Origin of the sequence: Paenibacillus sp. HJGM_3, from assembly GCF_045062745.1 — a bacterium.
Taxonomy (GTDB): domain Bacteria; phylum Bacillota; class Bacilli; order Paenibacillales; family NBRC-103111; genus Paenibacillus_AA.
On record NZ_JBJGED010000025.1, the window covers coordinates 39,194 to 52,506 of the forward strand.

Here is a 13,313-nt window from a genome sequence, read left to right on the forward strand (position 1 = left end):
CTGACCCGATAAAGCCATCCCCGGTTTGTAAAATGGAAAAAGTAGTGGGACCGCTTTCACATCTGTTATTATACTGCGCACGAAATAATATTTCAACATTTATTTGTTCTCGCTAAATTTTATTTTACAAGCCCTCTCGATTCCCGTATACTCGTATGTAGTAAACTAACCTTAACATCCTGAATCGTAACACCCAACTAGGAGAGGCAGGTGAAGAACATGCGTGTTGCTGTAGGCATCGACGGAGGCGGCACGAAAACGGAAGCGATTGCGATCGATGAGCACCGTCATGTTCTGGTTCGCTTAACCGGCGAATCTACGAATCCCAACGCGGTGACGCTGGCCGGAGCGATGCGCAATTTGAGCGCCCTGTTGGACGCTTTGCGCACCGCCCCACCTCTCAACGGCCGCGCATGGAGCACCGCAGCCCTCGGCTTGTCGGGGGTCAACACTCCCGAGGAACGGAACGCCGTACTCGAGCATCTGCGACGGTACCACGAGGAGCACGGGCTCTCCTTCGACTGCACGCTTCAGAACGACGCGCAGATCGCCTTGATGGCTACACTGGAGCGGGAGGAGGGCATCATCGCCATCGCCGGCACCGGGTCAATCGTGTTCGGCCTCACTCCGGACGGACACTCGTATCGCGCAGGCGGCTGGGGGCATATCCTGGGTGACGAGGGCAGCGGGTACGATATCGGCTTGCGCACGCTGAAAGCGGTCACCCGCAGCTACGACGGCATCGGCCACCCTACCCGGATGACCGAGCCGCTCCTCGAGCTGGCCGGGCTCCGCACTCTCATGGACCTGCGCACTTATGCCTATCGGGAACCGCTGCCGAAGAGCGAGATCGCGAAGTTCGCGGAGATCTGCATTCGCGCTTGCGAGGACGGCGACCTCCCGGCGACCGGCATCATCACCCAGGCGGCGCAAGAGATGGCGGCAGCCGCGCTGGCCGTCATTGGCAAGGACGCTTGGTTCGCCGCCTGCGACTTGGTCACTACGGGCTCGATTTTCCAATACAGCCCGACCTATAGGCAAGTGTTCGAGAAGACCCTTGCCGATTCTTATCCGGAACTGAAGCTGCATGCCGCTCAGCATCCGCCGGCTTACGGCGCCGCCCTGCTGGCGCTCCGCCGGATCGAATCGCCGGGCGTACATTCGACAATAACCCGCTCTTCAAAGGAGTCTGACTACCCTATGAACAATTTGCTGAATGAACTGACCACTGAACAAGTCAACCCTAGAACGCGCAACATCGACCGCATGTCCTCGGAGGAGATCGTCCGCCTGATCAATGAAGAAGACCGTCAAATCGCGGACACGATTCGTCCCTTGACTCCGGTCATCGGGAAAGCGGTTGATCTTATCGTGAAGTCGTTCCAAAGCGGCGGCCGGCTGCTCTACATCGGAGCCGGCACGAGCGGACGGCTCGGCATCCTCGACGCGAGCGAATGCCCGCCGACGTACGGGACCGACCCTTCCATGGTCCAGGGCATTATCGCCGGCGGCGACCGCGCGATCAAGGATCCGGTCGAAGGCGCCGAGGATAGCCCGGAGACGGGGGCCGGCGACATCGACCTCGCGGGTGTCGGGCCGAAGGACACGGTCGTCGGCATCGCGGCCAGCGGGCGGACGCCTTACGTCCTCGGCGCGATGAAACGGGCCCGCGAGCTCGGTGCATCGGTCGTCGGGGTGTGCAACAACACCGGCACCCCGATGGGCGAGCACGCTCACCTGCTGATCGAGGCCGTCGTCGGGCCCGAGGTCGTGCTCGGTTCGACCCGGATGAAGGCCGGTACCGCGCAGAAGCTCATCCTGAACATGCTGACGACCGCTTCGATGATCCGGATGGGCAAGGTGTACGACAACCTGATGGTCGACCTGAATCCGTCGAACGGCAAGCTCGTGCACCGCGCGAAGCGGATCATCGGGCTTGCGACGGACGCGAGCGAAGCCGCGATCGAGCAAGCGTACGAGCAGGCGGACGGACATGTGAAGACCGCCATCGTCATGCTGCTCGCGGGCATCGACCGGCCGACGGCCGATCGGCTGCTGACGCAGACGGGCGGCTACGTCCGCGACGCGGTTCAGCAAGCCTCGAAGACGAAACAAGCGTAAGCCTCATGTGCAGTAGAAAAGCCTTCCCTTCTCCCCCCTGTTGTTGGTCCGGGAGAGTCGGGAAGGCTTTTTATCGTTGGCTGAGCGGATAGCGGCAAAAATTGCCGCCGCTAAGCTGAAGGTGCACAGTTTGTGACCTTAAACGGTTGCGGCTGCTACGCTTTGCTCGATCCGCTTATTGATTTCCTCGCGCTTCATGAGCAGCCACCCGGCTTCGCGCGGATACTCGTCGAACGTGATCGGCTGCTCCAGGCCGGCCTCCAGCAGGTCCATCACCTGCTCGCGGCCCACCAGGCTCTCGAGCTTCTGGAGGGCGCGGAGATCCTGCAGCGCTTCATAGAACACCTCGAGCCGCAGCGACTCGATCGGGCCTTCCGGTCCCGGGTAGACGACGAACGGGTCGCCGGCCGGGAACGCATGACCGGCATCGGTCACCCGGTAAGGATCGATCGGGTAGCGCGAGTATTGCGAGTAGTAGAAATTGTAGCCCCAGTGCAGGAAGCCTGCGATGCGGAATTTGTACAGTTGCACGCCGAGGATGCGGTTGCGAGCGGAAGGCATGCACAGGAACCGGTTCGCCACGTCCTTGTACTGTGAGCAGCAATAGTACGTCCACAGGTCCGGGACCTCGTTCTCCAGGAACGGCTCGATATGATTGCTGGCCGGGATCGGCTTTTTGACCAAATCCCGCTTGTAGAATTCATAGGACGACAAAGCGTCCATCATCGGGAAGTCGCTCAGGAACTGGCGCAGCCAGCTGCTCGCGCTCTCGTAAGTCGGGATGTGCTGCTCCGACGGCTCATCGGACACGTGGAAGTAGCTTCGCGCCTCCAAGCCGTTCTCGCGGATGAAAGCGACGAGCTGCGGCAGGAATTGCGCCAGGAACGTTTTGTACGTCGAGCCGGTCGCGTCGGTTTCCCAGCCGAAAATTTTCGTTTCCCGGCCGTCCACTTGCGCCACGATCTTCGGGGCATGCTTCGCACCCCACTGCGTGAACAGATGCGAGAACTCGAAGTATTTGACTCCCAGCTCATTGCACATCGCCACCCAGCGCTTCAGCCGCTCGAAGCCGAACGTATATTGATCCGTCCCGACTACCGTGACATCGATCAGCTGCACGGTCGGACGCTCGCCCCCCACTTGCGTATCCAGCGGCGGGGTGAACAGCGGAGTCAGGATCATGTTGATGCCGTGCGCGACCGCGGTCTCGATGAACGAGCGCAGCAGCTCCCAATGGCGTTCGCTGAACACGTCGACCTGATAGTATGTGGCGAGGCAGTCGGAATGGAACCATTCCGTGTGGATCAGCTGCTGCTCCGGCAATTCGGCGGCGATCACACGCAGGCTGAACGTCTCTTCGCCGAGCGGCGCGCCGTCGTTCGTCGTGAATTGGATCGTGATCGGGTAGTTGCCGGGTTTCACGCTGCCGTCCAGCTTCACCGTCACCCAGAGCGACCGCCACTGGCCCGGAATGGCCGTCAGGCCGTCCAGTTCGGTGACTGGATACAGCGGATCCGGATACAAGCCCGGCGTGTCGCGCAGCAGATGCTCGTCGTGGTCGGCGTAGATCGGCATCTCCGCCGTGACCAGCCCGACGGTCCGCAGCGTCACATGCGAGGTGATCGCGGAGACGACGCGCGTGCGGATGAGCTTGGTCAGCTGATTGGACCGGTATGCGATCTGGAACGAATACGTTTCGTTCGTGAGGGCCGTCGCTTTCAGCAGCGTCTTGTCCCGCAGCTCTTCGTCGGCGAATACTTTGGACAGCGAGCTGAGGGTTACGGTTTCGAAGTTAGGGGTAAGCGTAGACAAGGAATGAAGCCTCCTCATGAATTCAGAATCGCCCATCATGGCTGGATAGCTTCATCTTAGCACAACCAAACAACCCGATCCACACAAATTCGAAACAAAACGTAATCAAACATACAATTGTTGTCGCGGCAGGGTGTGGGGACCGGGGATTGGAGTAGACGGCGGCTAGCCGAGTGCTGGTGCAAAGTAGATCATCTACTCTACAGGTCCGCCAACCCTCCCGATGCCGCTCCAAAGTAGATTATCTGCTCTACAGGGCCGCGAACCCTCCCGAGTGCCGGTCCAAAGTAGATTTTCTACTCTACAGGTCCGCCAACCCTCCCGAGTGCCACTCCAAAGTAGATTATCTACTCTGGAGATCCGCTAACCCCTTAGCTACATAAGCCGATTTTTCAGGCTTATTCCGTCACTAGGGCACTCCTGGTGAGCTGTAAGCCGATTTTTCGGCTTATTCCCTCGCTAGGTCACTCCTGGCGAGCTGTAAGCCGATTTTTTCGGCTTATTCCCCGCTGAGACGCTCCCCGCGACATTTCCACCTTACTCCCCCGCGTCCACGCTCTGTAAATACCGCTCCAGATCCGCCAGCGCCTTCTGTTGGAGGGGAGACGTCAAGCTGTAGAAGAAACCGTGCTCGGCCCCCTCATACAAGATCACGTGCGACTTCGAGCCGTGCGCAACGATCTTCTCGCTCATCCGGTACACAAGCTCGTGCGGGAAGTACTTTTCCCGCTCCACGATCTGGAACAGGAAGTCCGGCGCTCCATCCCGTACGTACAGGTCCGGGGATGTGCTGGCGAATTCCTCGGCAGCCGTCTCATCGTCATAGCGGCGGCCGACCAGCTTCTCGATGCTGTCGCGGATCGTCTCGTTCATGTCCGGCCAGCGCTCCATCGAGCCCGGCCCGTTAATGGAGACGACGGCGTCGGGCGCCCTCCAAGCACCGGTCAACCGGACGAGGCGGTCTCCCAGTTGCTCCGGGCTCATCATCGCGAGCAGCGACGCCAGATGCGCACCCGCCGAGCTGCCCAGCACGACGATCCGCTCGATGCGCGCCACCCTTTTCTCCAGCAGCCGGAGGAAGCAATCATACCCTTCCATCACATCCTGCAGCTGATCCCTCCATTGGACATGCGGCACTAACCGGTACCCCGCGCTGGCCGTCCAATACCCCATCTTGGAGAAATGCTCCAGATGATAGTGAAACTGGTCGCGGGCCCCCGAATGCCAGCCTCCCCCATGCACGTAGAACAACGCCGTCTTCCGCGGATCCCCCTCCGGCTCGAAGACATCAATGGCTCGTTTCATGACGATCGGGTTGTCCAAATAAAAGGTTTGAATGTTCATAAGTGCCCTTCCTTCGTCCAAATTGTTCCATGCCTCTCTCACGATACCGCAAATGCCCTGCCGTCGCAACCGCGTGTTGGCAGCCTCAGAGCACAACAGAAAGAGCCTCCGTCCACGCCAAGATCCCTAGCGCAGACGGAGGCTCTTCTCAAGCACAACAAACTTCTAGTACACCTTCTTCGTCTCCCGGTCCTCCTTCAGCATCTCCACCGCTTCACGGAACCGGAGCGAGTGCACGATCTCCCGCTCGCGGAGGAACTTCAGCCCATCCTGCAGATCGACGTCGTCCGTCATGTCGATCAGCCACTGGTACGTCGCCCGCGCCTTCTCTTCGGCGGCGATGTCCTCATACAGATCGGCGATCGGGTCGCCCTTCGCCTGGATGTACGCAGCGGTCCACGGCACGCCGCTCGCATTATTGTAGAAGAGCGCCCGGTCATGCGACGCATAATGGTCGCCCATTCCGGCCGCCTTCAACTCTTCGACGCTTGCGTCCTTCGTAAGCTTGTAGATCATCGTTGCGATCATCTCGAGATGGGCGAACTCCTCCGTTCCGATATCCGTCAAGATCGCGATCACCTTGTCGGGAATCGAATACCGCTGATTCAAGTACCGCAGGGCCGCCGCCAGCTCGCCATCCGCACCGCCGTATTGCTCGGCCAGGAATTTGGCCATGCGAATATCGCATTTGTTTACCCTGACGGGATACTGCAGCTTTTTTTCATAAATCCACATCGACTTCCCTCCCTTCCGCTCCGATTAGACTTGCCATGGCCAAGGCGAGTTTTTCCAATCCCAGGGATAGCGACTGTAGCTATGGCCGAACTGCAGGAGCGGCCCGTACGTCCTCTCATACTCCGCCGCCAGCTGCGCCCGGTATTGGGCGTATTGATTGAATTGCTCGACCGCTTGCCTGTCGTCCGGGTGTGTATCCAGGTACAGGGTCAGCTCAACCAAGACGAAATCCGCCGCCTGCAGCCGGTGCAGCAGCTCGTAATAGGCGGCGTCCAGCATCGGTTCATTTTCGTGCAATGGACTCAGTCTCCTTTCCCATGGCGGCTTTATTCTGCGGGGTATAGGGGCTGTACAGCGCGGGCCACAGCGTGCCCAGCTTCAGCGCTTCCTCTCGAGTAAATTGCGGCAAATTCGGCGGTTGAAAAGGTATGAACAGCTGCGGTCCGGTGCTAAATGTTTTTACTCGTATAGGGGGACAGGGATCGAAGGGACCGACATAGGGGAACCACTCTCGGGTTTGGTGCATGACGATTCGGCTCCTTTCAGAAAAGATGACGGCGCACGAGGCGGCCGCCTGCCTACAGGCACTCTTTATCAGTTTACAGGGCGCGAGGAGCGGATATGTCACTTACGGGGCGCGAAAAAAGGAAAAACCTCCGGCAAGCGCAGTAAACCCCCTTCGCTAGGCTAAGGGGGTATTGTTTCTATAATAAGATTCCAATCTGATTGTACTGGAATTATGCTTCTTCAGTTGATTCCTCCGTTGCCGCTGCGACTGCTTCTTCGTCTTCAACAGCGGGCTCGGCAACCTCCTCGTCCTTCTCGGCTTCTACAGCTTCTTCCTCAGCCGCAGCTTCGGCATCAGCCTCCGTCGCCTCTTCTGCTTCTTCAGCAGCTTCCTCAGCTGCTGCTTGCACGACCTCCTCTTCGCTCATCCTATCACCTCCTTTGTGGACTTTGTTTCCTTTCACTATAATATAGCGCTTTCAAAGAGAAATATGACTGAATCCGGGACAACAGGGGGCGGTTTTTTTACAAAATCGCGGGAGCTGCTCACTCGCTTGGCGGAGGCGTTCCGTTGACGCGTGAGGAGGTCTGGCACAAGGGTTCCGACCTGCGCTCTAGTTTCATTTCATCAACTTACAGAAGGCTAGACATCATTTGGAAGAGCTCTAGTTCGATTTCGCCGAATTGGAGTGCACATTTAGAACACGGACCCTGCAATACCGCCATTTAGTTTGGCAAAATCGAACTGGATAGCATGGACTTCTCTCAATACCGACTCTATTTTGGCAAAATCGAACTAACACGTCATTCCGATCCACGATGGGGCTTCTTAAGCTCGAGATTATACGATCCGCCTAACCGGAATTCGAAGATTTGCAGCAACTAGATGGCATCAGGCCGAAGTCGCCGCCCACCACATGCTTGTATGTTAAACACAAGAGCCCGGCCGCTTGGCCAGGCTCCCTCCTAAGTATGCCGCTATTCCAATTTGATCTTGAATTGCATGAGCCCGACCTTGCGCATCGCCTGATAAATGATGACGATGATCGGCCCAAGGAACAACCCCATGACGCCGAACAGCTTGAATCCGACGTACAAGCTGATGAGCGCGGCCAAGGCGCTGATCCCGACCGCATCGCCCAATACCTTCGGCTCCACGATGCGCCGGATCACCGTAATGACTGCGAACAGGACGATGAGCCCGATCGCCAGGAACGTATCGCCCGCGATGAAACTGTACAGCGCCCAGGGGACGAGCGCCGACCCGACGCCCAGAATCGGCAGGATGTCGACCACGACGATCAAGAGGGAGATCGCGAGCGGATAATCGACGTTCAGGATGAGCAGCCCCGACATGGCAATGACGTACGTCATCGCGCTTAGAATGATCTGGGCGCGCAGGAAGCCGAACACCGAGCTGCGCAGACTCTGCAGCACTTCGTCCACCTTGCTCTGGGACTTCTCCTCGAACATGGACAGGAAGGCGGCTTTGAGCTGAGGCAGGCTGAAGCTGAACAAGTACAGGGCGACCAGGAACACGATGAAGAAAATGAAAAAGTTCGGGATGAATTTGGCAAAATTGATAAAATACCCGGAAATGCCACGCATGATTCCGTTGAGCGACTCGGTAGCCGCCTTGACGCCGGACTCGATCCCGGTCTGGATCCGTTCCGCAAAATCGCTCGGCAGCGAGTTGTAGAACAGCTGGGTTCGCTCCGTGGCGTCCTGAATGTAGCGGTTCGCTTCGCTGAAGTAGCGCGGCGCCTGCTCCCAGAAGTCGACGAGCTGCTCGACCATCTGCGCCCCCAGCAGGTAGGCCAGGCCGAACAGCACCAGCGTGAACAACGTACACACGATGGCCGATGCCGTTACACGCCCGATGTGGAACAGCTTCGACATCGGCACGATGAGCGGCTCCAGGAAAAGCGCCGCCACGATGGCGAGCAAGAACGGGGAGCCGACCGTGAACAGCAGGTACAACGCTCCCAGCCCCAGTGCAAGCATGATTATGGTCTTCCCCGACAAATAGTCATCCCCTCTCCCTAGGATTTCGGAGCTGCCGCTTCGGGTGCAGCCTGATCTTCTTTGCGATAAATATGTACGCGGACGATCCGCAGCCGGTCGACCTCCGCCACCTCGAACGTGTAACCGCCGACCGACACCTTGCGGCCTTTGGCCGGCGTTCCCTCCAGCTGCTTGAACAGCCAGCCTCCGATCGAGTCGACCTCGTCGTCCTCCAGCGTCACGTGCAGCATGTCGCTCACTTCCTCGAGCAGCATACGGCCCTCGACCGACGTAATATGCCCCTTCACCTCGACGCTCGGCCGGATCATCTCGTCGAACTCGTCGTGAAGCTCGCCTACGATCTCCTCCAGAATGTCATCGATTGTGAGCAGGCCGGCGGTGCCGCCGTATTCGTCCACGACGATCGCGAGCTGCGATTGACGCTTCTGCATGAGGCGGAGCACTTGGTTCACTTCCATCGATTCCGGCACGGTGAGGATCGGCCGAATGTACGATTCCAGCTTATGCTCCGTGTTCGGCTCGCACGTGAGCAGGTCGGCGATGTGGGCAAACCCGATAATGCGATCCTTATCTTCCACCGCGACCGGATAGCGGGTGTGCTTCGTCGCCATCACCAGCTTCATATTGTCTTCCCATGAATCGTCCACGAACAGGCAGTCCATGTCGGTCCTAGGCAGCATCACTTCACGAGCCAGCCGCTCGGAGAACTCGAAGATGTTGTCGAACAGCGTCATCTCGTCCTTGTCGATATGGCCGCTCTTCGCGCTCTGATTCATCAGGATGCGGATCTCGTCCTCCGTATGCACCTCGAGCTCGGTTGCCGGCTCGACGCCGATCAGCCGCAGCAGCCGGTTCGCCGTCCCGTTCAGCAATGCGATGACCGGCAGGAATATTTTATAGAACAGCATAAGCGGAGCGGACAGCCATAGAGATACGGGCTCCGAGCGTTGGATCGCGAGAGACTTGGGGGCGAGCTCCCCCAGGACGATATGCAGGAACGTAATGACGGAGAACGCCACCGCGAAGGAAATCGTATGCGTGAGCACCGGATCGGCCACTCCGAATCGGCCGAGCAGCGGCTCGACGATCAAGCTCGACACCGCTTCCTCCCCCACCCAGCCGAGCCCGAGAGAGGCGAGGGTAATCCCGAGCTGCGTGGCCGACAAATAGGCGTCCAGCTTCTTCGATACCTTAAGCGCATACCGCGCTCGCTTGTTGCCTTCATTGACCAGCTGGGTCAGCCGGGTCTGCCGCACCTTCACGAGGGCGAATTCCGCGGCGACGAAGAAACCGTTCAGCAGCACCAAGACGATCACAAGCAGCATGTTCCAAAAAATTAAATTCCAATGAAACGGATGGGTGTCCATAGCGTGTCTCCTTCCGCGCTCAACCTACTAACGATTGGCGCCCCTTGAAATCGACCCCGCGATAGTACGTGTCGGCAACAAGCAGATTCGGTCCGCAGCAGGCGGCCGTCGGACAATGGCAGTTCACCTGCAGGTTCAGCGGATGCTCCAGCCACCGGTCGAAGATCGGATCGAGCGGCTCGCTCTTCGCGTTGCCCAGGGCGGACAGATCGGAGAAGTCGGTCACGTAGACGTCCCCGGTGAACATGTTCACATTCAGCCGGTTGCGGCCGTCCGGGTCGTTGCGCACCGTGACGTTAGGCGCGGCATGCAGCTTGCGCAGCAAACGCTTGTCCGCCTCCCTGTCGCCGCAAGCGAAAAACGGCAGCGTCCCGAACAGCATCCACACGTCCGGATCGCGCTCGTCCAGCAGCCGGTCGATCGCGTCCCGGGTCTGATCGAGCGACAGCACGGGCAGCGACGACGCGAAGGCGCTCGGGTACATCGGATGCACCTCGTGCCGGACGCAGCCCATCTCCACGATGAGCCGATGAATCTCCGGCAGCACCTCGTGAGTGCGGTAATTAATCATCGACTCGGCACTGACGAACAACCCGCCCCGGCTGAGCGCGACGGTGTTCTCCACCATGCGCTCGTACAGCTTGGCCGCCGTATCCCGGCCGACCGGATGAGCCGTATTGGTAAAGCCTACGCGATGGAAGTCCTCCGCATTCAAGTAATTGAAAGAAATATGCAGGACGTCCAAATAAGGCGCCATAAGCTCATACCGGGACAGGTCCAGCGTGGCGTTGGAGTTCAGCTGGGAGCGCACCCCGCGCGACCTCGCATACTGCAGGAGCGGCACGATATATTCCTTGACCGTCTTCTCCAGATAGGCCGGCTCTCCGCCGGTGATGCTGATCGTCTCGAGGTGCTCGACCTCGTCGAGCCGTCGGAGCATGTCCGCCAGGGGGATCCGCGCCCCCTCCGTCATCGTCAGCGCATCGCCTACGGCGCAATGCTCGCACCGCATGTTGCACAAATTCGTCATCGTCAGCTCCACGCTCGTCAAGACGTGGCGGCCGTACCGGCGAATCGAGCGGATCGGGTCCCACGGATCGTATTCCGGCGACAGCGGGGTGAGGCCATGTATATTCGAATAGGATGTACTCAAGATCAATTTCACCTAAATTCCAGATTTCTAACCATGATCGTCTCACGTTGATCCTTTCATTGTAAACAAAAACCGCCCATCAATCAAACGGATGGACGGCGGTAATCATTAGATTGAGTCGCTTGGACAGGTCGATTTCATAGGGCCTAGTCAGCTCTTCCCCCTCGGCGCCATACAGGATGCGCACGACGGGACGCAGCGACGAGCGGCTGTTCAGGTCGACGACGACTCCGGCTTCGCCCGAGCTCAGCTTCACCTGCAAGCCGATCGGATAGAGCGCGATCCGGTCGCGGAACAGCTCGATCTTGGACGCGTCGTACAGGGAGCCGGAATCGACGAACAGCTGCTCGATCGCTTGATGCGGCAGAAGCGGCCGCGTCCCCGTGCCCGTCACGGAAGTCATGGCTTCGTAAGCGTCGACGATGCCGATCCATTCCGCATACACATGGATGTCATCGCCGCGCAAGCCTCTCGGGTAGCCGGTCCCGTCTCTCCGCTCGTGATGCTGCAGGGCGCAATGGGCCGCGAGGAGCGGAATGTTCGGCTCATCCTTGAGCAAGCGGAACCCCAGATCCGTATGACTGCGTAAGAGCCGCTCCTCCTCGGCGATCGGATCGGGCTTGTACAGCAGCGACGGCGGGAGCTGCGTCTTGCCGATGTCGTGCAGGAGCGCCCCGAGTCCGATCGTCAGCAGCTCTTCCTGGTCATAGCCTTGGGCCAGGCCGAGCAGGAGCGTATGGAGCCCTACATTCAGCGAATGCTGGAACAGGCTCTGGTCGGTGAGGCTCATCTCGGCGAGCAGGATCATCGCGGAATCGTGACGCCGCAAATCCTCGAGCAGGAGGGCCGCGACGTCCTTGAACGCCTTGCCGATAAACGGCGAGTTGATCGCCCTCCGCGGAGCGGTCTCCAGCATCAGCCGCCGGAAATGCGTGCGAATCTCCGCGAGCGCCCTCTGCCGGGTCTCCTCCGTGATGAGCTCCGGGAGCGTGATGTCGTCCGTTCGGGCATCGCGGATATACAGCCTGGCGATGCCGTGCTGCTCCAGCTTCCGAATGATCGGCCCGGTCAGCTCCGCCTGTTCGGCCAGCAGCACGAGCCCTTCGTCGTTATAGAGATTTCGGCCCAGCCTCATCCCGGGCTGACATTGATCTACTGGAATCAGCCTCATGTATGCCCCACATTTCCTGTATTTGGCAGACCGCTGTCCGCTTTTGCCTATAATGTATACGAAGCCGCACCTGTTGGCAATACAAAAAGGGCGTCATTTCGACACCCTTTGGCACAATTGAGTCTAAAGGATCACTTAAAAGCCGACTAAAGTCATATACAGCAGCACGATAGCAGCCAGTACGAACCGGTAATACGCAAAATACGTAAGCTTGAGCTTCCCGACCAGCTTGATGAACGTGACGACCGCCAACAGCGCGACGATGAACGAGACGATGAAGCCGATCGCGAAGAAGCCGATATCCGACGATGTAAACTGATCGTAGTTCTTCAACAGCTCGTACCCGGAAGCCGCGCACATTACGGGAATGGCGATCAGGAAGGTGAAATCCGCCGCCGCCGCCCGGCTAGCCCCGGCAAGCATCCCGCCTGCGATCGTGGACCCCGAACGCGAGAAGCCCGGCCATAGCGACAAAATCTGTGCGAGTCCGATATACAGCACTTGCTTGTAAGTCAGCTCATCCATATCGGTCGCCGTAATCTTGGGCTGCTGCTTCTCGGCGATGATCATGAAGATCCCGCCCAGCACGAGCCCGATGACCACCGTCTCCGGCGAGAACAGCAGCTTGATATGATCGCGGAGCACGAAAGCGAGTCCCAATGCCGGCACGATCGAGATCGCGATGTGAATCAGGTTGATCCGTTTCGGCTTCGCCCGAGAAGCGGCGTCCTTGAATCCGAACAGGCGAAGCACTCTCCGCCAATAGATCACGGCAACCGCCAGGATGGCGCCGAGCTGGATGACGACCTCGAACGATTCCGCCTTGTCCCCCTCGAATCCTAGCAAATGTCCGGCTAGAATCATATGACCGGTCGAAGAAACCGGCAAAAATTCCGTTAATCCCTCAACAATTCCGATAATGAGCGCAATCCACCAATCGAACAAAACGCGTTCCTCCCCTGCTAACCCAAAAAATGAAGTTGATTCTATGAAGCCTAGTCTTCCAGGCACAACGATATTATTCTACCGTTTGTCCGGGTAACAAACAATAGCCGGCCCGATTGTTAAGAAAGAATTA

At 58.6% G+C, this 13,313-nt stretch carries 12 protein-coding genes and 1 pseudogene; 2 read left to right on the forward strand and 11 right to left on the reverse strand.

The features are described 5' to 3' along the window. Window positions 1-219: 219 nt before the first annotated feature. Both ACI5FR_RS24300 and murQ read left to right on the forward strand, forming a co-directional pair. Window positions 220-1,119 (forward strand): annotated as a pseudogene (locus tag ACI5FR_RS24300) (BadF/BadG/BcrA/BcrD ATPase family protein); the annotation flags it as partial. Window positions 1,120-1,200: 81 nt separating this feature from the next. Further along, window positions 1,201-2,121 (forward strand): N-acetylmuramic acid 6-phosphate etherase, encoded by a 921-nt coding sequence (gene murQ / locus ACI5FR_RS24305; RefSeq protein ID WP_405459335.1) that lies wholly within the window; start codon window positions 1,201-1,203, stop codon window positions 2,119-2,121. Window positions 2,122-2,259: 138 nt separating this feature from the next. On the opposite strand, the gene ACI5FR_RS24310 is transcribed toward murQ, so the two are convergent. The 11 genes from ACI5FR_RS24310 to ACI5FR_RS24360 form a co-directional block, all read right to left on the reverse strand. Continuing rightward, complete coding sequence (locus ACI5FR_RS24310) at window positions 2,260-3,933, reverse strand: DUF4091 domain-containing protein (RefSeq protein ID WP_405459208.1); 1,674 nt, start codon at window positions 3,931-3,933, stop codon at window positions 2,260-2,262. A 537-nt stretch (window positions 3,934-4,470) separates the two neighbouring features. Beyond that, on the reverse strand, window positions 4,471-5,277 hold the full coding sequence (locus ACI5FR_RS24315; protein WP_405459209.1) for an alpha/beta hydrolase: 807 nt from the start codon (window positions 5,275-5,277) through the stop codon (window positions 4,471-4,473). Between the two features lie 165 nt (window positions 5,278-5,442). Continuing rightward, a complete protein-coding gene (locus ACI5FR_RS24320; protein ID WP_405459211.1) occupies window positions 5,443-6,012 on the reverse strand; it encodes a manganese catalase family protein in 570 nt (189 codons plus the stop codon). Window positions 6,013-6,036: 24 nt separating this feature from the next. Next, entirely contained in the window at window positions 6,037-6,291 is a 255-nt protein-coding gene (locus ACI5FR_RS24325; RefSeq protein ID WP_405459337.1) for a spore coat protein CotJB, read from the reverse strand. A 4-nt stretch (window positions 6,292-6,295) separates the two neighbouring features. Then, window positions 6,296-6,538 carry a spore coat associated protein CotJA gene (locus ACI5FR_RS24330; RefSeq protein ID WP_405459212.1) on the reverse strand — a complete coding sequence of 81 codons (243 nt, stop codon included), beginning with the start codon at window positions 6,536-6,538 and terminating at the stop codon, window positions 6,296-6,298. A gap of 211 nt (window positions 6,539-6,749) precedes the next feature. Continuing rightward, the gene (locus ACI5FR_RS24335; RefSeq protein ID WP_405459214.1) at window positions 6,750-6,947 is read right to left on the reverse strand and encodes a hypothetical protein; all 198 of its coding nucleotides are present in this window, start codon (window positions 6,945-6,947) and stop codon (window positions 6,750-6,752) included. A gap of 550 nt (window positions 6,948-7,497) precedes the next feature. Beyond that, window positions 7,498-8,523 carry a sporulation integral membrane protein YtvI gene (gene ytvI / locus ACI5FR_RS24340; RefSeq protein WP_405459217.1) on the reverse strand — a complete coding sequence of 342 codons (1,026 nt, stop codon included), beginning with the start codon at window positions 8,521-8,523 and terminating at the stop codon, window positions 7,498-7,500. Window positions 8,524-8,561: 38 nt separating this feature from the next. Next, on the reverse strand, window positions 8,562-9,911 hold the full coding sequence (locus ACI5FR_RS24345; protein WP_405459219.1) for a hemolysin family protein: 1,350 nt from the start codon (window positions 9,909-9,911) through the stop codon (window positions 8,562-8,564). Window positions 9,912-9,930: 19 nt separating this feature from the next. Beyond that, entirely contained in the window at window positions 9,931-11,064 is a 1,134-nt protein-coding gene (gene yfkAB / locus ACI5FR_RS24350) for a radical SAM/CxCxxxxC motif protein YfkAB (RefSeq protein ID WP_405459220.1), read from the reverse strand. Between the two features lie 79 nt (window positions 11,065-11,143). Beyond that, window positions 11,144-12,235 carry an HD-GYP domain-containing protein gene (locus ACI5FR_RS24355; RefSeq protein WP_405459223.1) on the reverse strand — a complete coding sequence of 364 codons (1,092 nt, stop codon included), beginning with the start codon at window positions 12,233-12,235 and terminating at the stop codon, window positions 11,144-11,146. Window positions 12,236-12,370: 135 nt separating this feature from the next. Next, window positions 12,371-13,180, reverse strand: coding sequence for an undecaprenyl-diphosphate phosphatase (locus tag ACI5FR_RS24360; RefSeq protein ID WP_405459225.1), 810 nt, complete (start codon window positions 13,178-13,180; stop codon window positions 12,371-12,373). Between the last annotated feature and the right edge of the window lie 133 nt (window positions 13,181-13,313).